The 24,612-nt window shown below is 45.4% G+C and carries 21 protein-coding genes; 4 read left to right on the top strand and 17 right to left on the bottom strand.

Annotated elements, in window-relative coordinates; all coding sequences use genetic code 11:
- Positions 1-19: 19 nt before the first annotated feature.
- Together GQF01_RS08425 and GQF01_RS08430 are read right to left on the bottom strand one after the other, a co-directional pair.
- Positions 20-337 carry a MocE family 2Fe-2S type ferredoxin gene (locus GQF01_RS08425; RefSeq protein ID WP_161406327.1) on the bottom strand — a complete coding sequence of 106 codons (318 nt, stop codon included), beginning with the start codon at positions 335-337 and terminating at the stop codon, positions 20-22.
- Complete coding sequence (locus GQF01_RS08430; protein WP_161406328.1) at positions 327-1,466, bottom strand: fatty acid desaturase family protein; 1,140 nt, start codon at positions 1,464-1,466, stop codon at positions 327-329. Before GQF01_RS08430 ends, GQF01_RS08425 begins: the two co-directional genes overlap by 11 nt.
- Before the next feature lie 169 nt (positions 1,467-1,635).
- Here GQF01_RS08430 and GQF01_RS08435 point away from each other — a divergent pair, with 169 nt between their 5' ends.
- Positions 1,636-2,520, top strand: a complete 885-nt coding sequence (locus GQF01_RS08435; RefSeq protein ID WP_161406329.1) for a helix-turn-helix domain-containing protein — start codon at positions 1,636-1,638, stop codon at positions 2,518-2,520.
- Between the two features lie 13 nt (positions 2,521-2,533).
- On the opposite strand, the gene GQF01_RS08440 is transcribed toward GQF01_RS08435, so the two are convergent.
- From GQF01_RS08440 to GQF01_RS08460, 5 genes are all read right to left on the bottom strand, one after another.
- The gene (locus GQF01_RS08440; protein WP_161406330.1) at positions 2,534-3,817 is read right to left on the bottom strand and encodes a polysaccharide lyase family 7 protein; all 1,284 of its coding nucleotides are present in this window, start codon (positions 3,815-3,817) and stop codon (positions 2,534-2,536) included.
- A gap of 740 nt (positions 3,818-4,557) precedes the next feature.
- Entirely contained in the window at positions 4,558-5,559 is a 1,002-nt protein-coding gene (locus tag GQF01_RS08445; RefSeq protein ID WP_161406331.1) for an aldo/keto reductase, read from the bottom strand.
- Positions 5,560-5,723: 164 nt separating this feature from the next.
- The gene (locus tag GQF01_RS08450; protein WP_161406332.1) at positions 5,724-5,870 is read right to left on the bottom strand and encodes an aspartyl-phosphate phosphatase Spo0E family protein; all 147 of its coding nucleotides are present in this window, start codon (positions 5,868-5,870) and stop codon (positions 5,724-5,726) included.
- A 148-nt stretch (positions 5,871-6,018) separates the two neighbouring features.
- Positions 6,019-7,860 (bottom strand): PAS domain-containing sensor histidine kinase, encoded by a 1,842-nt coding sequence (locus GQF01_RS08455; protein ID WP_202556126.1) that lies wholly within the window; start codon positions 7,858-7,860, stop codon positions 6,019-6,021.
- Between the two features lie 212 nt (positions 7,861-8,072).
- Complete coding sequence (locus GQF01_RS08460) at positions 8,073-8,951, bottom strand: phytanoyl-CoA dioxygenase family protein (protein ID WP_161406334.1); 879 nt, start codon at positions 8,949-8,951, stop codon at positions 8,073-8,075.
- Between the two features lie 174 nt (positions 8,952-9,125).
- On the opposite strand from GQF01_RS08460, the gene GQF01_RS08465 reads away from it, so the two are divergent.
- A complete protein-coding gene (locus GQF01_RS08465) occupies positions 9,126-9,986 on the top strand; it encodes an AraC family transcriptional regulator (protein ID WP_161406335.1) in 861 nt (286 codons plus the stop codon).
- Between the two features lie 66 nt (positions 9,987-10,052).
- Here GQF01_RS08465 and GQF01_RS08470 read toward each other — a convergent pair whose 3' ends face one another.
- Complete coding sequence (locus tag GQF01_RS08470; RefSeq protein ID WP_161406336.1) at positions 10,053-11,252, bottom strand: ATP-binding protein; 1,200 nt, start codon at positions 11,250-11,252, stop codon at positions 10,053-10,055.
- A 233-nt stretch (positions 11,253-11,485) separates the two neighbouring features.
- Between GQF01_RS08470 and GQF01_RS08475 the strand changes: the two genes are divergently transcribed.
- Together GQF01_RS08475 and GQF01_RS08480 are read left to right on the top strand one after the other, a co-directional pair.
- The gene (locus GQF01_RS08475) at positions 11,486-12,643 is read left to right on the top strand and encodes a glycosyltransferase family 4 protein (RefSeq protein ID WP_161406337.1); all 1,158 of its coding nucleotides are present in this window, start codon (positions 11,486-11,488) and stop codon (positions 12,641-12,643) included.
- A 14-nt stretch (positions 12,644-12,657) separates the two neighbouring features.
- Positions 12,658-13,986 (top strand): UDP-glucose dehydrogenase family protein, encoded by a 1,329-nt coding sequence (locus GQF01_RS08480; RefSeq protein ID WP_161406338.1) that lies wholly within the window; start codon positions 12,658-12,660, stop codon positions 13,984-13,986.
- Positions 13,987-14,039: 53 nt separating this feature from the next.
- On the opposite strand, the gene GQF01_RS08485 is transcribed toward GQF01_RS08480, so the two are convergent.
- The 9 genes from GQF01_RS08485 to GQF01_RS08525 form a co-directional block, all read right to left on the bottom strand.
- Positions 14,040-14,717, bottom strand: coding sequence for an MgtC/SapB family protein (locus GQF01_RS08485; protein ID WP_161406480.1), 678 nt, complete (start codon positions 14,715-14,717; stop codon positions 14,040-14,042).
- Between the two features lie 48 nt (positions 14,718-14,765).
- Positions 14,766-15,899 carry an alanine dehydrogenase gene (ald, locus tag GQF01_RS08490; RefSeq protein WP_161406339.1) on the bottom strand — a complete coding sequence of 378 codons (1,134 nt, stop codon included), beginning with the start codon at positions 15,897-15,899 and terminating at the stop codon, positions 14,766-14,768.
- 19 nt (positions 15,900-15,918) lie between these two features.
- The gene (gene phnW / locus GQF01_RS08495) at positions 15,919-17,019 is read right to left on the bottom strand and encodes a 2-aminoethylphosphonate--pyruvate transaminase (RefSeq protein WP_328803423.1); all 1,101 of its coding nucleotides are present in this window, start codon (positions 17,017-17,019) and stop codon (positions 15,919-15,921) included.
- 42 nt (positions 17,020-17,061) lie between these two features.
- Positions 17,062-17,877 carry a phosphonoacetaldehyde hydrolase gene (gene phnX, locus GQF01_RS08500; RefSeq protein ID WP_161406341.1) on the bottom strand — a complete coding sequence of 272 codons (816 nt, stop codon included), beginning with the start codon at positions 17,875-17,877 and terminating at the stop codon, positions 17,062-17,064.
- 34 nt (positions 17,878-17,911) lie between these two features.
- Entirely contained in the window at positions 17,912-18,697 is a 786-nt protein-coding gene (locus GQF01_RS08505; protein WP_161406342.1) for a DeoR/GlpR family DNA-binding transcription regulator, read from the bottom strand.
- 47 nt (positions 18,698-18,744) lie between these two features.
- Positions 18,745-20,469 (bottom strand): putative 2-aminoethylphosphonate ABC transporter permease subunit, encoded by a 1,725-nt coding sequence (locus GQF01_RS08510; RefSeq protein ID WP_161406343.1) that lies wholly within the window; start codon positions 20,467-20,469, stop codon positions 18,745-18,747.
- Positions 20,469-21,506 (bottom strand): putative 2-aminoethylphosphonate ABC transporter ATP-binding protein, encoded by a 1,038-nt coding sequence (locus GQF01_RS08515; protein ID WP_161406344.1) that lies wholly within the window; start codon positions 21,504-21,506, stop codon positions 20,469-20,471. Before GQF01_RS08515 ends, GQF01_RS08510 begins: the two co-directional genes overlap by 1 nt.
- 87 nt (positions 21,507-21,593) lie before the next feature.
- The gene (locus GQF01_RS08520; RefSeq protein WP_161406345.1) at positions 21,594-22,688 is read right to left on the bottom strand and encodes a putative 2-aminoethylphosphonate ABC transporter substrate-binding protein; all 1,095 of its coding nucleotides are present in this window, start codon (positions 22,686-22,688) and stop codon (positions 21,594-21,596) included.
- Between the two features lie 777 nt (positions 22,689-23,465).
- On the bottom strand, positions 23,466-24,581 hold the full coding sequence (locus tag GQF01_RS08525) for a LacI family DNA-binding transcriptional regulator (protein ID WP_161406346.1): 1,116 nt from the start codon (positions 24,579-24,581) through the stop codon (positions 23,466-23,468).
- Between the last annotated feature and the right edge of the window lie 31 nt (positions 24,582-24,612).

Here is a 24,612-nt window from a genome sequence, read left to right on the forward strand (position 1 = left end):
CCTCCCCGTGGCTGCAATTTTAGGGCTTAATGAAAACTTTCCCAGCTTCAATCTTCACTGGATAGGTTCTCAAATCCACACAAACCGGCGCCCGCTTCGCTTGACCAGTAGTCACATCAAATCTCCCATTATGCTTCGGGCATTCAATTATATTTCCCATGACAAGCCCTTCTGACAAATGGAACTTCCCATGTGTACAATAACCATCCGTCGCGTAGTAGTCATTTCTATCTGTTCGGTAAATAGCGAAGGATCGATCGCTATAATCAAAACGGACTACGTCTTCCCGTTCAATCTCATCTGCTCTGCATGCTTCAATCCACTCATCAGGCGCCATGCGTCATTCCTCCACTCATCGCAGGGTTAGTCTCCGTGCTTTTCGTATCTTTGGCTTCAGGCATCTTCGCTGGTCCATAGTAATAAGGTCGCGCTGTGCTGGGCAGGGGCTTAACAATCGTATACGACGGATCTTTCCCTTGTTTCACCAGTGCAATCATCACTTCTTTCAACGCAGCGCCCAGACTACTGCATGGCTTAGGACAATCTGCCTGCATGTCTTTATGCAGCGCAGGAAGTGCATGATAGGGCACCATCGGAAACATGTGATGCTCAACGTGATAATTCATATTCCAGTATAGAAACCTAAACAATGGATTCAGATACACCGTACGAGTATTCAAACGATGATCCAGCACATCTTCATGCAGCCCCAAGTGCTGCGATAATCCAAATAACAGCATCAGCAATGTACCGTAGAAGGTCGGCAGACCAATGAACATTAGCGGCAGGAAACTCATTTGATAAATCGAAAGCCCGATAACAGCTGCTAAAATAAGCAAGTAAATACGTGCTTCCAGGTACGTTTTGGGACGTTCTGACTGGGGAATGTATTCATTTTCCGTGCTATCCACTTTCCCTAGACAGTGCAGGAAAAATCGCTTTATTTCCTTTGGTCCGCCATAGAGATGAAGAATCTCCATAATAAGAATGCGCCAGATCGGTGGTCTTTCCATAAAAATCTCGGGATCACGCCCCACAATATACGTATCACTATGGTGACGCGTATGACTCCAACGCCAAGGTGTAGCAGAGCGCAGTACCATGAAGGAAGCAATCTGATACACTACTTCATTCATCCAAGGTGTCTTGAAAGCCGTCCCATGGCCGCATTCATGCCAACGCGAATCTCCCGGAGATGCATATAACGTGCCATAGATGAAGAATGCTGGAACAGCCCACCAAGTTCCCCACGAGTAATACGCAAGGATTCCAGCAGCTATAAGAAGCACGAATAAAATAATTGTATCCCGTATCGCTGGCCCATCTTTACGCTTCATTAGCTCCTTCATCCTCTGACGAGGAATAGGCGATGTGTACCATTCTGTGGTCACGAGCCCTCTATCTTGGGCACGCTGGTTCTCCTTGCCTGTAAGGCTGTAATCTCTTCTTCCATTGCCTGAAGACATCGCTGAGTGTCTCCCCCTCCTTGATGAATATGCTTTCATTGTACAGACCAGCCCCACGGAAGTATTTATCCCAAAGTAACAAAATGGTTACCAAAATCACACTATGGTTGATTCCCATAAATTTGTATAATGGAATCAAGCATTTGGACGGATCATACGGAGGCGAACGATGACGAATAAGCTTTATTTCATGGAGCCGAGCGAAACGCTCGAGCAGTTGAAACAGTATTACTTCCCACCGTATATTACGCTTGCCCATATGTTTCATGCCCCTAACGGGTGGAAATTGAAACCACGCTCGTTGAAGCAATATCAACTGCAGTATGTCGTTGAGGGAGTCGCAGACTATCATATTAGCGGGCACGATTATGTGACAGAACGTGGTGATTTGATATTTCATAGACCTACAGAGCCCCATTACATCACCACTCGGCAGAACGAGCCTTATGTGTGCATCTCGATAGTTTTTCATTTCGGCGACACCGGTTTTCCCATCCACCAAGTCATAGATGCTTCCAATGAAATCGGTCCACATTATATGGGGAATTACCAAAATCACACTATCGAGCATAAGCTGACTGAACTCGTACATCATTACCGAATGCCGGAGGTAACAGACCATTTTCTATGTCAAAGCCTGCTGACACAAGTTCTGCTTCAGATGAACAAACAAAAAAAAGAGCTCGCCGTCAGCACTTCAAAAAAAGAAGATGCTAACAAAGCGAAGCTCATTCTTATTCGTAACTACATCTCCAACCATTTGCAAGTTGGCTTTACGCATCAAGATCTAGAGAAGCTAACCGGCTGGAGCCGTAACTACATCATTACGCAGTTCCGCAGCGCATTCGGCATGTCACCTGGGCAATACTTGGTCTGGGTGCGATTGGAAAAAGCCAAGGAACTCGCGCTCCAGTCCGGCCAATCCTTTGGCGAAATCGCAAACAGGGTCGGCTATACGAATATCCATGCATTCGGTAAGATTTTTAAGCGGAAAACAGGTATGAGTCTTAGTCAATTTTGCGCTACGCTTTTTAAAGACACACCAGATCAGTAACTCTTATAGCAGCTTATTGATGTGTGACTGAGTAGTCGTACACCCAGTTCTCCGCATAGGCGTCAGGGCTTTCGCCAGGTGCAGTTGAATCATTGGACTGCGTGTAGTTTCCAATTTTGAAGAAACATCCGGTTACATTTTTCGTTTGCGTGTATGGCACAGTTTGACCATTGTATTCATAGGAAATTACACCGTTTGCTACTATGATTTTAACCGTAAATAAAGTTCCAAGCGTATAGTTGCTATCGAGCAAATAGCCATGCGTGTTGTCCCCGTCTGTAATGTAAATTTTTGCTGTTGTGGAAACGCCGCCAGGATTATTGCCTTCGACACGGAAGACGGTCACATCATCATCGACATCGTGGATTTGGCCAACGACCGTTTGCGGTTTAACCTGTGTCAGGTGAGTCACTTTTTGCTTAATGTACATCGTATGCGTTTTCCCGTCATTGCTGCCCCAGGCCATCTGATTGCTGGAGTCTCCCGATGTATAATTATCCTTCATCTCGCGCAGCTCGCTTCTTGGGTTGCTGGACCCGGACGTTGACACAGCGCCATGGTTAGCACGGAACTGAACAGCATAGCCATCCGCGTCGTGTACGACTTTGAACCAAGGATCAATCGAATACGTATTTAACGCTGGCTGTACAACCTCCAGTGGACTTGTGGAGCCGGATTGCTTCGGGATTGGTAAAGTGATTTTCCAATTTTTCAGATATAGGACATCAGATGGAAGTGTCGGTGTTGTAGGTGGCGTCGGTGTTGGTGTGGATGTTGGCGTTGCAGTAGGAGTTGGAGTTGGTGTTGAGCTGGTGCCGCTGTCAAGGGTAAAATCATCAAAGCGCACGTCCGAAGAGCCGGTGCTTCTAGTAAAAATCACAGCGCTGGTATTCGTCGCCCCTGTCGTAAAGTTGACGGTAAATTGCGTCCAGGCTGATGTAGTACCACCTGACGTAACTTCACTGCCACCAAAGGTGTTAGCGCCAATGGCGCCTTGACCGAGAATCCAGGCCTTCAGCGTGTAGCTGGTGTTTGCTGTAAGACCGGATATGGTTTGCTTGTATCCGCCACCGTTAGCTGTGGATTTGGCCGAACGCGTACCACTGTGATGATCGCTTGTGGAGATAGCAGCGGAACCGACTTTCGTCCACCCTGTTGCATCACTTTCGAAGCCAGGGTTAGTGATCGCAATGGATGCTGCTGTTACCGAGGTAACATTGCTAAAAATGAACGCAGAAGATAACAACAAGGAAAGCATGACTAAGTAATGAATCGGTTTTAGCATTTTTTTTCGCATAATAATCCTCCTAGTCAATGATTAGAATTTAGTGTTCGAAGCCGAGCGCATTGCTGTTAATTCAGATAAACAGGCGTAAGGCATGCTTGGAGTGAACAGACGGCTTAACTCGAAATGCGACCTCCTTTCACGTTTGAATACTAACGTTTATTTCCGTGTAAGCGCTTAACAATGTTCATTATAGTTAATATTTTCCTGTTTCTGTGGCGTTTTTTTTAGGTACACTTGTGTTATTCGTAGAGTGAGTGCAAAAAAGGGGCTGACGGATCAAACTGCCCAATCCCTCCCCCCTTCCTGTGCAGCCAGCCTCCACCCTACTAACCTAGAATAAATTCTAGAAAACCTAGCGAAAATTCCGCTAAGGCTCTACTTAGGCAGTACTCAAAGGAACTGGAGTCCGCTATTTGGCGAAAATCGAGCTGTTTCCTCTGTGCAGGGGAACTGTAGGGCTTTATTTGTCTCACGATACGCGTTTTCGAGTGAATCCCGGTCAAATAGCGGATCGTAGATCCCTATAGACGAGGGAGATATGGATTATCCAGGAAATAAAGGATCATAGTTCCCCACAAAGTCATGAGAGTGAAGTACACCGAAAAGTGAACTACTCGACTCCAAAAAAATCAAAAAAGGCCGCTCCCTCAGAAGATAATCTTCCAGGAGCAGCCCTCTATTACCTATGCCGTTTGGTTACACTCCTCACCTACACAGGTGAGGAGCAACATGCCTCCAGCCGTCATGACTTAATTCCGAACCAAATCCGCTTGTGTGCTTCTCGTCACCGCATCGAGCTCTTTCAGCTCTTCCAGCGTCAACTTCTCAGCAACTGTTGGCAAAATGTCTGTGATATGATGCGGCTTGGACACACCAAGAATCGCAGATGTAACTCCCTGCACGCTAAGAACCCAGCTCAGCGCTAACTGAGCAAGTGTCCAACCTTTGCGCGCTGCGATTGGCTTCAGCTGCTCCACAAGGTGGAAATGCCGCTCTTGCTCCAGCAGCGCTTGCAGCCGTTTCTCATTCGCTGCGCCACGAGTTCCTGCCGGCGCTTGCTGACCATAGGCGTATTTCCCAGTCAGAAGACCACGCCCCAGTGGACTGTACACGATAACGCCTACGCCCTCGGAGATGGCGAACGGCAGCAGCTCCTGTTCGATTCCGCGTGCAATCAAGCTGTATTCTGGCTGGACGCTTTCGAAGCGTTCAAGCCGCTGCAGCGCAGATATGCCATGAGCTTTGGCGATCTGCCATGCCGCATAGTTCGAGGCGCCAATGTAGCGAACTTTCCCTTGACGAACGAGGTCGTCAAGCGCTCGCAAAGTTTCTTCGAGCGGCGTTTGTTCGTCGAATCTATGTACTTGGTATAAGTCAATGTAGTCCGTTTTCAGCCGTTTAAGACTATTTTCAACAGCACGGTAGATATGGTATCGGCTCTGACCAGCATCGTTCGGGCCTAGTCCAACACGGCCGTGAACTTTGGTTGCAAGCACGATTTCATGACGGCGAGCGCCCAGCAAGTTGCCGAGAATCGTTTCGGACTCACCAGTTTCAAGCGGATTATCCTTGTCCATTCCAGAGCCGTACACATCAGCTGTATCAATAAGGGTAATCCCCGAATCAAGCGCAGTATCCAGCACTTCTGCAGATTCCTTTTCCCCGATCCATCTGCCGAAAGCCATCGTGCCTAAACTTACTTCCGATACGCGCAACCCTGATCTGCCTAGTCGTCTTTGTCCAATACTCATTTCCACATCTCCCTGTCTGTTAGTTAATAAAAAAAAAGGACAATCCATCAAAGGATTGCCTCCGTTTTCTACGGTCGGTCAAACTGCTTTACTTAAACCAAGTTAATCACTTGGATTAATCCCATATTATCACCGCGATGTCTCATCGTCAACCTGCTGATTGTTTATTTCAGCACGTAGTACCGGATAATATATTCATCCAATTGTTGGCTAATCGCAACGACCTTTTCATGGGTAAAACAGCCGTGACGTTCGGCTTCCTCTATCATCTTCATGCGAAGTGCTTCAATTTTCTGTAGGATTAGTTCCATCTCGACAATTCACACCACTTCTGTTCAGTATCGTTAGTTTCTTTATTATAAATCATGATTCCTCAGAAGTTTGTAAAACTTTGTCGACATGCTTTGAAGAAATTGTGAAATATTATTTCAAATGAAAAAGACGTTGAAAGTACTCTTTTTATAGCACAAAAGGGAGCTCGATATCAATCATAGTCCCTACTCCCAACTTGCTTTGAACCTTCATACTTCCTTGGTGCGCTTCGATAATCCGATAACAAACCATCATTCCGAGCCCAGTTCCTTCTTCTTTTGTTGTAAAAAAGGGATCACCCAGTCTAGGAATAAGCTCCTCAGCAATTCCAATTCCATTGTCTTTGAGCTTAATTGACATTTTCTTATGTCCAAGACGCTGAATAACAATATCAATAATTCCGCCACCAGGCATGGCCTCTACGGAATTTTTCAACAGATTAATGAATACCTGCTTCAACTGGCCCTCATCGCTTTTAACCATATATACGTCTTCATTCCTGCTATCGAATTGAATCTCGACATTATGCAGGAGCGCTTGGGGCTGAAGCAGAGAGACTACATTCTCGATAATGTCACAGATGTTTTTATCTTCGAACCTACTTCTTTGCGGCTTCGAAATAAGCATGAACTCGTTCACGATGCTGTTGATTCGATTTAATTCAACCAACATGATGTCTGTGTATTCGGCTATCTTTTTGGTAGGAGCGCACTTAATAAGCTTCAAAAAACCAACAAGCGAAGTCAGCGGATTTCGAATCTCATGCGCGATTCCTGCTGCTAACTGTCCGACAACGGAGAGCTTCTCCGATTGAAGCAGCATCTCTTCCGCAGTTTTGCGTTCGGTGATATCCCTTAGAACCGTCTGGATTACAGGACGTTCCAGATAGTTATGCAGAACGACAGATGAAGCCTCGATAGCGATGCGTTCCCCGTGCAGACCTAACAGATTCAGTTCAATAAACGGTATATATTTATCTACGAGCTCAACGGATTTGACTCTTTCTTTGAAAATCTCATGGAAATCGGGATGTATGAATGCCGTAAGACTTTTACCTATCACTTCATTCTGCGTTATTGCCCCTAATAGCCTGAGCCCGATATCGTTGATATAACAAATAATTCCTTCCTGATGCACAACGATCGGCTCCGGCAGCAATTTAATCATGCGCCTATATTCTTCGTCTCGTTCGCGAACGATAGTTTCCATCACTTTTTTATGCGTAATATCTCTGCACAGCAGTTGGACCGACGGTTTGCCTAAATATTCAACTAGAACCGCTCTGATTTCGACATTGATCAGTTGATTATCGAGCCTTACCAATTTCTTTTCAATAATTTCTGTAGGCTTCTCTGCTTTTATTAGATGTTCAATCTGGTCTTGAAGCTCGTTTCTTTCATCCGGATGAATAAACGCTAAGGCTAACTTCCCTCGAAGCTGATTTTCACTTTCAGCGCCTACTAGCCGTAATGCGGCTGGATTTGCATAAACGATAACTGAGTCGCTGTAGACAATAATGGGCTCTGGTGAGTGTTCAACCAAGTTACGATAGCGTTCTTCGCTCTCTTTCAGTTTCACATCTTCCATTTTACGATTGGAAATGTCTCTAGCTACTTCGACCAGCGCAAATATACGCCCTTCATTGTCCTTTAGTGGGGAAATGGTCATACTAGCAAAAAAAGAATCGCCGTTTTTACGAAGCTTATGCGTTTCATAACACTCTGCTTGATCATTAAGAATCACATGTGAATGGACATTTCTTACTCGATCTACTTCGTATAGGGGAACCGTCTTTAGACACTTACTATAAACTTCATCATTCGTCCAACCGTACATTTGTTCATACGCTTTGTTTACCTGCAAAATGTGGTTTTGAAGATCAATAACCGCAATGCTGGCATTTGTATGGTTAAAACAAAGGTCGAATAGTTGGTTAATTTGCTGCATCCAATTTGTCGGTATTGGTTTACTCTGTATCCTATTATCCATGTTGTTTGTCCTCACCCTATCAATAAACGCATGTTATTTACTAACAATTCGTTGTTCTTCTGCATTTTCCTTTCCAGATTAGAGCAAAAAGCAAATTTCCACTTTATGGATATTGTCGAATATGCAAAAAGGAGAGGCTCAGCAAGAGCCTTCTCCTTTTTTAGGGACAGCATCCCTCAAATATCGACCAAATTTTTCCATTTCAAACCAAACTAGCCTGGCGAGACAGGGGAATGCTCTATCCGATTTGCCAGCCAATCCTCTAACGTAGCAATTCGATCTGGATACTTATAGCTTCTTGCCAGGAAACCAGCTCCATGGCCTGGCATGGGGTCCTGGTCTGTAGGCTGATAACGCAGATCTACACTCCAGCGTACCTCATCGGATAAATTAGGCGTTGACATATGCAAACAACGGTCATTAAACAGAATCGCGCTTCCTGCAGAAACCGGAAGAACAACTGTCTCCGTTTTGCCCAATTGGCTTTCACGCAAAGCTGTGTACCCTGTTCCTGTATCTGATTCTTGATGCCACTTCAGTAAGCGCTTACGGTGAGTGCGCGGTTTAATATGCAGACAACCGTTAATCTCATTTGCATCGACTAGAGGAATCCAAACCGTGATCACGGGATTGGAATTGGCATCAGGCCAATAGGATTTATCTTGGTGCCAAGGCACAGCGCCTGCGGCAACCTTTGGAATTTTCGGTCGCGTATTATATACCGGATTGGAGAACAGCTCGCCGCCGATTAACGACTCAACCGCATCCAAAATCTTGGGATTGCTCATTAAGTGAAAATAACCGGGAATCCTATCTCTCCAGCTTCTTCCATATTTCAGAAAATGATCTGCAGTTAAATCTTTAAATAACTCCGCCAGACGATATTTAAAAGGACGACCTTCTAATTTGTCATGAATGAGACCTGCCTCCATAAGCTCCTCCGCAATTTGCGAGACCTTGGTCGTCATTGCTTCAATCGCCTGCGCGAGATCCTCTTCCTGAAGCAGATTAGGAATTACCAGATAGCCTTCTGTGTTATAAAAGTCAATTTGCTCTTTGCTCAAACTTCCGCCGATTTGGCTCACGTTCATTGTTCCCATTCCTCCTCAAAGGTGATCTACACTTATTAATTTAGCATCTTTGCGTTAGAACGTATTTATCCTGCCGTTCAAAGATTGATCAATTCTTCCGGTAATTTCTTTTCAACCAGATCATTATGACTTACTATTAGATGATAAACCTGCGTTTAAAAGGGAGACCGTCCGATGCCAATTTTGACAGCGATGAATCCAGCCGTAAGAACTGCCCACCATTACCGTTTTCCTTATGAGAAAAATGGCAGCGAATCCTTCCGTTTAGGCTATTGCTATGCCTTCCACCTCGTGACTGGCGGCAAAGGAGCCGTTACCCTCCCTTCCGGTACCTATCCCATAGCCAAAGGCGATTTGCTCTATTTTCCACCTAAGCTGCAGCACTCTTTTCATTCAGACGCTGCGCATGCACTATCCACCTATAATATTTATTGTGACTTATGGGAAACGCGACCAGACGCTGGACAAAAGCATCTTGTTTGGAAAGAAGCCGATTTCGATCCTCACATATTGACAGCTATGGAACCGAATGCTGACTTAGACAATCTGCCCAATCTGCTCCATTTCCAGCATCAAAGCGCCATTACTGATCTGTTCGCCCTAGTCGTGGAGCAGCATCAGAATTCCGCGCCCTATTCAGACGCTATCGCCACAAGCCTCCTTCAAGCCTTGGTGCTAAAAATTGTTCAACTGCATACCTACACGCCGTTCATTGATTTCCGCATCAAGCCTCTGCTTGATAATATTCATAAGAAAGCCTACATGGGCTCCAGTTATGAATCATGGCTGGAACAAAGCAAACTGAAGAAAACGCAATTCCACCAACTGTTCAAACAAGCTACGGGCATGTCGCCCAAGGCTTACTGGACTTCCGTCATTATGAAGCAAGCCGCAGCCGCATTGAAAGAGAGCGCCCGATCGGTCACAGACATCGCCGAGGATTTAGGTTACTCCTCTATCCATCATTTCAGCAAGCAGTTCACGCTGTATTATGGCATCTCCCCTTCGGAGTACCGGAATCGGCAGCGGTCTTAAAATGATAAAAACCTTAGCGAGAATTTCGCTAAGGTTTATTTGAGAGAGACGGCACGTTTCGGCCGCCTACAAGGCCTCCAACAACCGCTCCCGCTCCGCCGAGCCCATCGCCAAATGAATAAGATGCGCCATTAATTTCTTCTGCTCCAGATTTAATCTAGCGAACACCCGTGGTTCCAACTGGCACAGTTCTCGAATGACGGATTCCAGTTCGTTTTTCCTCGCAGTATCCTCAGGACCGTCCGTGAAATCCGGAAATGCTTTGGCTTCCTCAAATTCTTGAATGACATGGTCAGATAGTATTTCTAAATATGGCTTTCTTTTCTGCTTAATAAATGTATTGATTTCTTCCAGTAAAAATTGGAATGCATCGCATTTCTTGCTCCCGCCAAAAGCAGCTTCCAACTGCCCGCTTTGATCATCACTCTCAAAATCAAAATAGTCGAACAGTTTACTTTGAATGTAAACACTATGGTAAAAGGAGTCCCCTTTATTATTAAAAGTGGTCGGCTGTTTATACTTTTCTTCCAAATGAGAGTCTATGAAATATAGCTTGGAATATTCATGGTTAATCCGATCCTGCCATCGAACAAATTTAACTTGAAAAGGGGTTAGGCTGCCGGGATGAACGAGATCAAAGCACTCTTTTTCCCCAATTAGACTCGAATAATCCAGCGATTGGCCATCCAAGCGAAGATCGAAATCTTGGTCCGCGTGCAGCTCCAGAAACCAGCCAAATTCTTTGCATAGATAAGCGGACAAATTCTCAACGATGAAATCCTGCATGATATTGTGAAAAGTTACACTCGTTCCTGGCTCACCATCCGTCAATTTGAGCCTCGAAACCTCGTAAGCGTCCAGCTGATTCGCACCAATTTGAATGGTATACGTATTTTTCAGCAACCCGTCCACATAGGTTGTTTTCCATTTCGCATCTGAAGCAAAGCGATGGAAGGTTAATCGGCCGATTCCATTTTTACCATGCATGGCTGATGTCGTTCTAGTTCGCTTCTCTGGATCTATCTGCTTCTCAGACTCAAAAAATGGTGTGAACTTCCGTTCCAACTCGCGCCTATCAATGCCGTAGCCATTATCCGAGATCACGATATGGTCAACGCCGCCGAGTACATTTAAATGAAGTTTAACGTCTACCACTGTAGCTTGCGCGTCGAAGCCGTTCCAAATATATTCGGAAATCGCCTGCAAATAATCAAATTTACGAAGAGTTTTTTCGATCCCTTTTGAGGATATTTGTATTTTGCCCACAACGATCAGCCCCTTCTACGAGTGAACTCTACCTTCCTCTCTATCATATTCCAAATCTCTCATTGCTGTATGTCGATTTCTGCAACCCTTTCACCATTGATTTTCGACAAAATGAGAATTTACGCCTGTAATCAAGCCCTTGCTGATTTAAAAAAGAATTAACATACGGTTAACGTTGCACAAATAATCGGATGTTACGCTAAAAGCATCTAGGAACTACAGGAGGGATTCTTATGCGCCTCGCGTTGTTTACCGATACCTATGTTCCTCAAATGAATGGCGTTGCACTCACATTAGGACGTCTTACGGATCACTTGAACCGTCGTGGTGTTGAGCACCTTGTGTTCACACCGAAATGTACGGATGAAATGGCTTACTCCGAACTGATTCGCCCCGTCCCCTCCGTCCCTTTTTTCCTCTACCCCGAATGCCGGATTGCCTTGCCCAACTTTATGTCTATGCGTTCTGAGCTTGATCGCTTTCGTCCCCATCTGCTCCACATGGCAACTCCGTTTAACATCGGTTTGTGCGGTCTGCACTACGCCCGCAAACACCGGATTTCGCACGTAGCCTCCTATCATACCCACTTTGATCGCTATTTGACCTACTACCGGATGAAAAGAGCAGTCCCCTTGTATTGGACGTACATGAAGTGGTTTCACCAATCTTGTGACGCCACTTTCGTCCCTTCAACCGATACGATGCAGCAGTTGCATGCACAAGGCTTCGACCGCATGCTGCTGTGGTCCAGAGGTGTTGATTGCGCGCTCTACACTCCCGAGAAGCATACGAACGCTGTTCGCGAGAGATACGGAATTACAGCGCCATACCTCCTCCTCTATGTTGGGCGAATTGCCCCTGAAAAGGATATTGACACCTTATCGGCAGTCATGCGTACTTTGCCTGATTCTCTGAAAGAACGTGTTCACTGGCTCATCGTCGGTGACGGACCACAACTTGACGAGCTGCGTGAACAAGCTCCGAATAATGTAACATTTGCCGGTTACAAGCAAGGGGAAGAACTCGCAGAAATCTATGCCTCCTCAGATCTCTTCGTCTTCCCTTCCAGTACCGAAACATTCGGCAATGTCGTCCAAGAGGCGATGGCTTCCGGACTTCCGGTTATCGCCGCAAATAGCGGAGGTGTACGGGACATGATAGTTCCTGGGCAGACGGGAACCTTATGCGAGCCTCGCCAGCCCGAATCGTTCATCCGTGCCATTGACGAATTCGTCCACGCACCGGAACATTGGGCAGATTTCCGGCATGAAGCAAGAAGTTTTGCCCTCGGACGCTCATGGGAAGCTATCTTTGATAGATTACTCGAGGACTACGAACAGATTATCGATGCTCGTCAGCTTGGAAGTAAACTTGGATTCTATACGGCCTAAAGGAGGGGACATCCATGCGATTAACATTAGTCGGAACAGGGTATGTAGGCTTGGTTGCCGCTGTCTGCTTTGCGAAGCTGGGGCACGAAGTCATTGCCGTTGACCGCGAGCCCGTCATTCGAGGGCTGAAGGAAAATAAGTTGACTGTATGGGAGCCTCAGCTGGAGCCAGAATTGGCTGATGTCTATGCGAACGGCTTATTGCGTTTCGAGACAGATATCGTTCAGGCCTCATCAGATACAGATGCTTTGATGATTGCTGTGGGCACTCCCACACGATCAGACGGTCATACAGACCTAGGGCATATCCATGAAGTGCTGTCTCACTTGATGCAAGCCGGCACCTGTCCTCCTCTTGTCATCATCAAAAGTACAGTACCCGTAGGCACCTGCGATGAACTGGAAGCTACTTTGCTAGCGGCTGGGTTGCATACAGAGGTGGCCTTTAATCCTGAATTCCTAAGGCAAGGCAGCGCCTTCAATGACTTCATGGAACCTGACCGTATCGTATTCGGTTGTCAAACGCCCCAAGCCGAATCGCTGCTTCGCCAGTTATATGAAGGGATCGAAGCTCCCGTTCATGTTTGTGACAGACGAAGCGCTGAGCTCATTAAATACGCATCGAATGCCTTCCTTGCGATGAAAATCTCATTCGCGAACATGATGTCCGATGTGTGTGAAGGCTATGGCGCAGATATCCGCCACGTCATGAGCGGAGTTGGCGCTGACCAGCGCATCGGTCCTGAATTCCTGTCGGCAGGTGTAGGCTATGGAGGTTCCTGTTTCTCCAAGGATCTGCAGTCTCTGCTGACGACTGGGAAGCTGATCGGCAGCCCGCTTCCCATTTTGGAATCGGTCGCTAAGGTCAATAATCAGCGTATTCCAAGAATGATCGCTAAACTTATCTCTCTTTGGGGCAATCCCTCAGGCAAGCGCCTCTGCGTCTTAGGCATCTCGTTCAAGCCCAATACAAATGATGTTCGCGACGCGCCATTTCTAACCTTATTAGCTCAATGTGAGCGTCACGGCATTGAGGTTCAAGCCTTCGACCCTGTCGTCAGACAAGTTGGAGCCAAATCCGTTCAGCTGATGGATTCCCCTTATGCCGCAGCGGCCCAGGCTGACGCTGTCATGATTATGACGGAATGGCCGCAGTTCGCTGAGCTCGATTGGCCTTACTTGCTTCACCTCATGCGTCGGCCCTATGTGCTTGACGGCCGGAATCTCTTGCCGAGTCCAATCATCTCACAAATCGTGGATATTGATGGGGCCATCTATATGCCAGTTGGCAGGCCGATGGAGCGTAGTCCAATCCCCTGGGCGGGAGTCTCCTCACCGGAATAAAATAAACCCCAGTCCGCTATACAAGGACTGGGGTTTTGATTTTTACCACGAAGTTATCTACTCTCCACTTCCACAAAAGTAACATGTTCAACAGACTTCAGCGAAGCATAGAGGTCCGTTACTTGCACTTTTTCATACGTTAACAACTTCAACTCCATCTGACTAGAGCTGCCTTCTACATCCTTCACTTTCACGCGATCAATCTGAATGTTTAGTTCCTTCAACCTTTTGAAAATCTGGTTAGGATCCTGGCTTTCATGACAAATGATTCTCACTTCCAGATATCTTTGCTTGAGTGAGCGCGGGCCGATCCATTTAATGATGACAGGAAACAAATTGACGGAAAAAATAATAAAAATGACGGCTACAAAGGCCTGCAAATAATACCCAGCACCCGTTGCAATCCCGAGCGCTGATGCGGACCACACCATAGACGCTGTCGTTAAACCGGAAATTTCATCATTGTTTTTTCTTAAAATGACGCCTGCGCCTAAGAAACCGACGCCGCTGATGATTTGCGCAGCAAGCCGCATTGGGTCCATGTTGGTATGACCTGGAATGGAGAAACGGCTTACGGATTCGATCGAAACCATTGTAATTAAGCAGCTGGCAACAGAAATAACCATGTTTGTTTTCATGCCTACTGGCTTATGTTTCAGCTGACGATCAATTCCGATTAACATTCCAAGAAATAAAGCAATACCTAACTTGATAACAAAGGGAGATATCAACACTGTGTTTCTCCTCTCAACTTGCATCTGACTACAACGCGGGACTTGCTATACGGATACGGAAAGACCGTTTAGTACGTCATCAATCTCAACATAGGGATAACCTTGGGCTTCAGCAACAGCTTTATAAGTGACTTTGCCTTCAATTGTATTAAAACCTTTTGCCAAATCTTGATGCTGCAGCCCAGCTTCACGATAGCCCTTATTGGCAATTTGCAAACCATAACCTACCGTGACGTTCGTCAAGGCAATTGTGGATGTCTGCGCGACTGCGCCAGGCATATTAGCAACCGCATAATGCACAACACCGTGCTTCACATAGGTCGGATCACTGTGTGTTGTAATACGGTCGATAGTCTCAATCGAGCCGCCTTGATCGATGGCTACGTCCACAATGACGGAACCAGGTTTCATCGTTTTGACAACAGCTTCTGACACTAGTCGTGGTGCACGGCTGCCCGGAATCAACACGGCGCCGATCAGCAGATCCGCTTTCTTGACAGCATCGGCAATATTGCTTCCATGCGACATTAACGTGCGCAGACGTCCTTGGAATTGGTCATCCAATTGGCGCAATCGCTCTGGATTTACATCAAGAAGCGTCACACTCGCTCCAAGCCCAACGGCCATTTTGGCCGCTTGCGTCCCCACCACACCTCCGCCGATGATTACGACTTCAGCTGGCGCTACGCCTGGAACTCCACCAAGAAGAATGCCTTTTCCACCTTTGGACTTTTCCAAGAATTGTGCGCCAATTTGAATAGACATTCTGCCAGCAACTTCACTCATCGGTGTCAGAAGCGGTAGAGATCCGTTATTTAGTTGAATGGTTTCATAAGCAATTGCAATGACTTTCTTGTCCGTTAACGCCCGGGTCAACTCGGATTCTGCCGCAAGATGCAGATACGTGAACAGAATTAAGCCTTCCCGGAAATACCCATATTCCTCAGCAAGCGGTTCTTTTACTTTAAGCACCATCTCAGCCGACCAAGCATCCTTGGCTGTAGGCACGATTCTCGCTCCCACTGCCAAATAATCCTCATCCTCGAAGCCGCTCCCCAAACCAGCACTAGCTTCAATCCAAACCTCATGCCCATAATGTCTAAAAGAGGCTACGCCCGCAGGCGTAATGCCAACACGATTTTCATTGTTTTTAATTTCTTTTGGCACACCAATAATCATGCTCATGCATCTCCTTCGCCTATTTCCAGAATTGTTCTTGCTGTATAGCATCCACAAGACGAATCATATCTGCTGCTTCCACTTCACCAATGTTGCCAATTCGGAATGTGTTGGCATTCGTAATTTTACCCGGATAAATCACAAAACCTCTAAGCTTCAATTTCTCATATAAAGTTTGGAACTGGAACGCTTCACTTTCTGGATATAGGAAGGAAGTAATGATCGGCGACTGCAACGCATCTGGCAGTAATGTCTCAAATCCGAGTACCTTCATCCCCTTGACGAGAGCTCGTTGACTTGTCTTGTATCGATTGTATCTGGCGATAACTCCGCCTTCGTCTGACAACTCTTTGAGCGCCTCATAGAAAGCACGAACGACATGAGTTGGTGATGTAAAGCGCCATTTACCATTGTAATTCTCCATTTTATCCCACTGATCAAACAAATCGAGGGAATGAGAACGCGCCCATCCGGCACACTTTTTCATTTCATCAATCTTGGCGATAATAAAACCGAATCCGGGAACACCCTGTATGCACTTGTTAGCGCTGCTGATCAAGAAATCAATCTGTAGGTCTGCGATATCCATCGGAATTCCGCCAAAAGAACTCATCGCATCTACGATATACGTTTTGTTATATTTTTTAGCTAAATAGCCTACGGCTTCTATCGGGTTCAACATCCCCGTCGTCGTCTCACAATGAACAACGGCTACATGCGTAATATCCGATTCTTTGCGCAGCGTATATTCCAATAAATCCAAATCCGGAGGTTGAATCTCACCGCTATCCAAGACAATGAGCGAAATGTTCAGCATTTTTGCCATTTGAGCCATCCGTTGACCATAAGCACCATTCGCCATAACTAGTATTTTGCCATCCCGTGGAATAACGCTTCCGATGACCGATTCTACACAAAATGAGCCGCTGCCTTGCATAAGCACGGAAGTATAAAGCGAAGACTCCTTGGTCGCTAATTGCACAAGTTTAGCGCGAATATCCTGCACAATTCGATTGTAATCATCATCCCACGTACACCAGTCTTTCAGCATGGCCGCTTTTACCCTTTTGCTAGTCGATAGGGGGCCAGGCGTCAAAAGCAAATACGGGTTATTTTCAATCAAATCAATATTCAATGTAGAAACCTCCTTAGGATTATTCATCTATTGACCACCTTTTGCCAAACGAGCGTTAATATCATCAATCACTTTCACCAAGTCGCCGATCGTCGGGATCACGTAATCAGCCCCGGCTTGACGGAAACGTTCTTCAACAACTGCCATTTTTGCTGCCAATTCCGCAGCTGGCAGTGTACGGACTTCCTCCTCGGTAAGACCGAGCTCGCTTCCTCCTTTTACAACCCCTACGCTCCATGCGCCTGCATGAACACCTTCTTGAATATCACTGACCGTATCGCCTACTTTGACAATGGCCTGGAACGGATAAACGCCTAGATTCACGGCATTCGCGTAACACATCCACGGGTAAGGCCGCCCAGCTTTTACTTCGGAAGGAGTAACCAATGAATCCGGTTCATACCCTTTCAATTTGGCTTCTCGGCTCACAACTTCCATCATTTCCGCCGTATATCCGGTCGTTGAACCAATTTTCAGTCCTCTAGCTCGCAGTTCCTTCACAAGGTCTAGAGCGCCAGGGATCAGATCCGTATAATTCGGTAAAATTTCAAAAAGCAAAGGTTCGAAATCCGCATATAGATCATCCACATCTGCATTGGTAGGCAACGCCCCGAATTTCTCTTTCCATAGCTGAGCGATTCTTGGAATGGCGCATAACGTGTGAATATGATCCCATTTCAAAAGTCCCATCGGACCTCGTGCTTCTTCCGCTGTAATGGCAATGCCCCGTTTCTCAAATATCCGCAGGAATACGTCTAGAGGTGCAAAACATCCATAATCAACCATCGTACCTGCCCAATCAAAAATAACAGCTTGAATCTGACCTTCATAATTTCTCGACATCATTACCATCCCTCTCTTAGTTAGCAAATCTATATCATTCTGACGTGATCCACTCTACATGCATTTGTTCTAGTTCAGCTTCCCAGTCTTCCGGTGCAGGAACATTGCTGACGATAACATCGATATCCCGGAAGTCCGCCATTTTATAGAATTGCACCATGCCTATTTTGGTGTGATCGGAGACCACAAGGTTCATCTTGGCATGTTCCATCATCTTCTTCGCTAATTGACCTCGCTTTTCATCAAAAGACGTGATCCCTTTGTCAATCATCATCCCATCAATGGAGATAAACGCTTTGTCTGCATAAAAATGTTCCACCATTTTCTCCGCTAACGAGCCGACAACCCTGGATTGCAGCGAGCTTACTTTGCCACCAATGAAAAATATTTCCCCGGCGTACAGCTCTCTGTTCTTATACTCAATGAGCGAATGAAGCGCTGGAATGGAGTTTGTTAATATTGTGAGATTCTCCTTATTAAGCAAATGTTCAATGATCTGCAGCGTCGTCGAGCCATCATCGATAAAAATCACTTCATTATCCTGAACAAGGGCTGCAGCCGCTTTGCCGATTTTGCGTTTTTCCTGGGCGTTGAGTACTTTTCTGTTCAAATGGGAGGGCTCTTCTCGGGATCGATTCACTTTCACCGCTCCGCCGTAGACCCGCTTCAACTTGTTAGACTCTTCAAGATCCTCCAAATACCTGCGCACGGTTTCCGAAGAAACCTGGAGCACCTCGACAAGCTCATTGGTAATAACTTTGCCTTCGGAATTGATCTGATTAAGGATATACTCCTTGCGTTCTTCCCCGATCAGTGACACGAACGTTAACCTCCTTACACAACTGCCTGATTGTTGATTTGTAGCGGTTACTTCCTAATCTGCCAAGCCTCTGTTTTCTTTCTTACTTTTTTGGAAAGCAGGGTGTATAGCAGTCTTACGATAATATTCGTAATTACGATGAGCACCGCCATAGCTGCCGCCGCCGCCACATCCCCAGCATCCTCCATATTCACAAGCGCCACTGCCGCTAAGTTCAAATCCGCAGATCGCAGAAACACAACGGCCGAAACCGTAACCATCGAGTTGACAAAGAGGTACATGGCAATTTCAATAATCGCCGGCAAACACATAGGGACCGTTACTCTCATCAGTGTTTTGTAGAAGGGAACGCGCATCGATTCGGAAACGAGCTCAAATTCTTTGTCCAGCTTCTTCAGGGCTGTCGTTGCTGTGATGAATGGCACGCCATAGAAATGGGTGATATTGGCAAGTACAAGGATAATCATAGATCCATAAATCCAGTTCATGGGATTGTTCGGATTATTAAAGAAGAAAATGTAAGCCAAACCAATAACCATCCCAGGCAGCGCTAGCGGTAGTACAGACAGAAAATAGCCAATCTGCCTAAGTCCGTTCAAATGACGCGATTTCTCAATCAAATAGGCAAATAGGAACGTGACGATTGTCCCGACGATTGCTGTAAGAAACGATACCTGCAAACTGGTCCAGAACGGATCGAGTCCTGAGCCTGCGACATGAGAGAAATCATAATGTTTGAAGCTAAAATTTAAGTTATAAGGCCAAACTTTAATCAATGAAGCACAGGCAATCGTAATTATTGGAATGAGAATTAGAATAGCCATGATGACACCAAACAGTTGGTAGATGATATCTCGAACTTTCCCTCCAGCAATTCGATAAGGAGTCGATTTGGAAGAAAGCATGGAACGTTGTTTTCTTTCTACTAATCGGTCTACTACAAAAGCGATAATCGCCGGAATCGTTAACAAAATACCAACTGTAGCGCCCATTGACATATTTTGCTGACCAATAACTTGCTTATAAATATCAGTAGCTAATACGTTGAATTTACCGCCAATTGCTTGTGGCGCCCCGAAATCCGTAAAGCACGCCGTGAAACAAACGAAGATGGCACTGATTAATCCATACTTGACCGAAGGCAAAGTAACCGTCAGGAACGTTCTCACCTTGCCTGCACCGAGTGTCTCCGCAGCTTCATACAACCGCTGATCGGTGATCGACAATGCCGTAATGAAAATGAGAAAGGCTTGCGGGAACAAATAAATGACTTCGGAAATGACAATGCCTACGGGGCCGTAGATCGGGATATGAATGCCGCTCGGCAATAATCCGAAGATACCCGTTGTCACAATGCCTTGATTACCAAAAAGATACGTTAAGGCAATTCCATGCATCATGGTCGGTTCAAAAAGCGGCAGCATAGCGACATAATGCAAGAACGCTTTACCTCGAATGGCCGTCCGGCTAATCCCATACGCATATACGAAGGCCAAGGTGGCGGCAATCCCGGTAGAAAGCAATGAAACCCATATCGTATTCCACAAGGATTGCGCCAAAGATGGCGTCGTAAAATAGTTGATAAAATTCTGAATCCCGATGAACTCTGCCTTCGAATTAAAAAAAGCTTTACTGAACAATAAACAGAGCGGCACTAATATCGTAAAGGTCAAAGTGATAACAAGTATGACAATCAGGAAATTTTGTAAATTGAGGAGCTCCCCCCAGTTTCGTCGAACAGGCGGTGTCAAGGCAGCGCTTCGCTTCTCCATCACGCAGTCACCACGTCATCCGGTGTAAAGGTAATGACTCTTTCTCGTGGAAACTCAACCGATACTTCAGCAAACTTCATCAAATTCAGTTTCTGTGCATGCTGGGAAGAGACATCCACGGAGAGCAGCTGATTTCCTAACAGCTCCTTCAGCTCACGGATGGGCTGCAAAAGCAATCTATAAAACGGACCTCTAAACTCCATGTGTTTGACGACAGCCTGGTAGCCTGAACCTGGAGAAGAAATACGAATATGTTCAGGTCTGACGGCAAAATTGGTGAGTGGTATGTTCCCTTTGCGATGTCCGTAGGCCAAGAAGTTAATGGATCCTATAAAATCCGCTACAAAAGGTGATTCCGGAAGATCGTACACTTCCTGAGGGCTTCCAACTTGCATAATTTCAGCATTATTCATAACGACAATCCGATCAGCCATGGTCAATGCCTCTTCTTGATCATGAGTGACCATAATGGTTGTAATGCCCAATTTCTCTTGCAGGCTACAAATTTCTTCACGCAGTTTGGTCCGAACTTTGGCATCCAAGGCCGATAATGGCTCATCTAATAGGAGAAAATCCGGTGATAATACGACAGCTCTTGCAAGGGCAACACGCTGTTGCTGACCTCCAGAAAGCTGAGACGGATATCGTTCTTTCAAGTGCAGTAAATCGACCAGCGAAAGCGCCTCGCTTACTTTGTCACTAATTTCCTTCTTCGTAAGTTTCCTCCCCTGCAAGCCGTAAGCTACGTTCTGAGCAGCCGTTAAATTTGGAAACAAGGCATAAGATTGAAAGACCATGCCGAAGTTTCGTTTGGATGGCGGCAGATTCGTGATATCCTTGCCTCCAACCGTTATTCGCCCGCGCGTCGGTTTCTCAAGACCGGCGATGATGCGCAGCAAGGTTGTTTTGCCGCAGCCGCTTGGGCCGAGCAAGCAAATGAATTCATTCTTTTTAATATCAATATTTATTTCTCTAAGCGCTGTAAAGGAGTCAAATGTTTTGTTCACACCTTGAATGGATAAATATGCTTCTGGCATAATCTGCCTCCTTGAACTTAGATTTGAGAAGGGAACGACTGCCGACCTAGACAGGTCCAGGCAGCAGCCGTTTAAGAAACTACTTGATTATTTGGGCTCGCTCTTCGTGTTATATCGTTTATCCCATTCAGCCAAAATACTTGCCCGATTCTTGGCAATTTCGTTTAAGTCATTTTTGACTAATTGTTTGATCGGGTCCACTTTGTAACCTTCAGGAAGCACTGAACTGTCGGTTTTGATAGCCAAGATGGCGTAGTTTTTGTTGTATTCTTTCATAGCTTCATCCGTAATGGCCCAGTCGAGGAACTGCTGGGACACTTGTTTAATCTTTTGCTTCTTAATAAGCGCATTGGCTTCAACATCCCACCCTGAGCCTTCTTTCGGGAACACAACCTCCACCGGAGAACCGTTCTTCTTCTCCTGCAAGCCTCGGTATCCAAAAGAAATGCCGATTGGATATTCGCCTGTACCAGCCAATTTAGCGGGTTTCGAACCGGAGTGAACATACATGGCCACATTCTCATGCAGTTTGTTCATATAGTCCCAGGCTTTGTCCTTGCCTTCCAATTGGACTAATCCAGATACGGTCAGGAAACCTGTTCCTGAGGACGACGGGTTAGGCATCGTGATAAGCCCTTTATATTCTGGTTTAATTAAATCCGCATACGATTCAGGAATTGGCAATTTACGCTTATCCATCTCCTTTTTGTTAACGATGAAAGCTGTTTCCCAAGCATCGATGCCAACCCAATGCGCCGGTACATTTTTATCTTTAAACTCTGGAAGTATACGATCTACCCCTTGCGGAGCATATGGTTCTAACTGATTGCTTTGGTCGAGCACGAGCAAGCTTGTTGCTGCTAATCCCCACACAATATCTGCTTGTGGATTGTCTTTCTCGGCCAGCAGTTTAGCCGTGATTACTCCCGTCGAATCTCGGACAATGTTAAGTTTAATATCAGGATATTTCTTTTTGTAACTAGCTAGATAGCTCTTGATCGCATCATCTTCCAGTGCTGTATACACCGTCAATTCCTTACTGGTTGCATCGATATTGCCTATTCCAGCAGGACTTGCGGCTGCTCCAGGTGCCGACTCATTAATACTTGCAGATTTGCCGCATGCCGATAATAAGGTAACCAATGTAACCGCAACGACTAAACTTCTAGTTAATTTTTTCATTGTTCCGATTCCTCTCCTGGTTATAATCTGTTCCTTCCGATATTACGCACGCTTCTCTCTACTTTAATTTTGTAAACTCTGGGTGCAAACGTTGTTTTCGCTGATCGACTATCGATCAAGGATCCCCCCCACATCGTATTCCTTCATTAACAAAGATAAAAACAACTTAATTTAATTGATTTTAATTGATTTTAATTGTTTTTGGTTGTTTTTATAATGAAATTATAAGCTTTTCACTTCGATTGTGTCAACAACTTTAATGTCACTATAGGTAACATGAGAGCTATTTATTTACGGAATATGCCTATATGCACAAAAAACAAGAACATTAACTCATTTATGTCATGAAATATAACATTAATCTCACACAAAACTGTCGAAAGTTACAAATTACTAAGAGCTTCCCTATATAACAAATAAAAGCGGGCTGTCCAAACAGGCTCAAAAAAAGGCGCTCCCTCGGTCATTGGATGACTTGGGACGCCCTTTTTATGGAAACAAATCGAATAACGGGAAAAACTCCCTTTATTTCAAGGAGATCACCCCGAAATAAAGCTATTAACTGGAAAAAGCCCAGTTATTTCACTCCTTCAACCCTGTTTCCAACTCCTATCTCCCACATTAACTGGAGAAATTCCATGTATTCATGCCTGTAGCCGTGTTATTCATCGATTTAGCGGTAGTAATTCCCGTTAATCTAAAGCAGGCGCTCCAAAAAGATCGAGAAAAAGGCTGTCCCTTGGTCATTGAATGACTTTCGGGGCAGCCTCACTTGATTCACTTTTTTATCTCCACTATTGGAGGGATAACCTCATTGTGCCCAGCGCCATGAAATGTCGGATACCTTGTCCTATCATCCCCCGCTTCCCTCGGCGTGGAACAAGAATTTCTTTCAATGATTTTACTTTGAATGATGACATTTCTCTGCACGTCTGTTGATAGTACGCCTAGTTGTTTCATTAACAGCCTGACGGATTGTGCACCTAATTCCGACGGCTGCAAATCCATGCTGGTTAGCGACGGATTCGATTGAATCATCATGGATAAATCACCGCATATAACGAATACCGATACATCTTCAGGGACTTTGAGATTAAGGTCTTTCATTGCATTAAGAGCGCTGAATGCCGTGCGGTCATCATCTGCAATGATGGCGGTTACCCCTTTTTTAAGTTCCCCTAAAGTGGCCATCGTTTCCACATACCCGTAATCCATGTATACATTTGAGCTTAGATCAGGCTTATGGTGTATCATGTGCTCTTCGACTGGAAGATGATGATCTTCCATAGCTTTAATGAAGCCCTCTTTTCGATCGATAGATACCGTCATTAACTCGTTAGCATTTAAAAACATAATGTTGCGATGACCTTTGTCAATCAAATATTTACATATATGATAACTTACTGCTTGGTTGTCATTATCAACACTATAAGCATTAAGAACCGTTGGATTCATGACTTTGCCTACCGTAACGAATGGAATATTTTCTGAATCCATCAGATGAATTCGCTCATCATTTGTTGTTGGACGCATGACAACGGCACCATCGATCGGGTAACTGGACAAGAAAGGAGTTTGAACCTTTTGCAAAGGAATCATATCCAGCAGCACCCGGTATCCATAATAGGAGGCTTCAAGAATGACCCCATTGATGAATTGCGTATGAAAGGCGCTAAAAAAGAAGCTGCCATGCGGGATTGTTAACCCGATCGCCATCGTCTTCTTCGTCACCAAGCTGCGTGCGATATGATTCGGCACATAATTCAGTTGTTTGGAAACACGCAATACTCTTTCTTTCACTTCCTTACTTGTGGGTCTCTTTTGGCTAAAAACATTGGAAACAGTTCCCTTCGACACATTTGCTAATTTGGCAACGTCATCTATTTTAGCCATATCTTTATAAACATCCCTTCAGAAAACCCAT

The organism is Paenibacillus silvestris, assembly GCF_009882985.1.
In the GTDB taxonomy this organism is placed as follows: domain Bacteria; phylum Bacillota; class Bacilli; order Paenibacillales; family NBRC-103111; genus Paenibacillus_E; species Paenibacillus_E silvestris.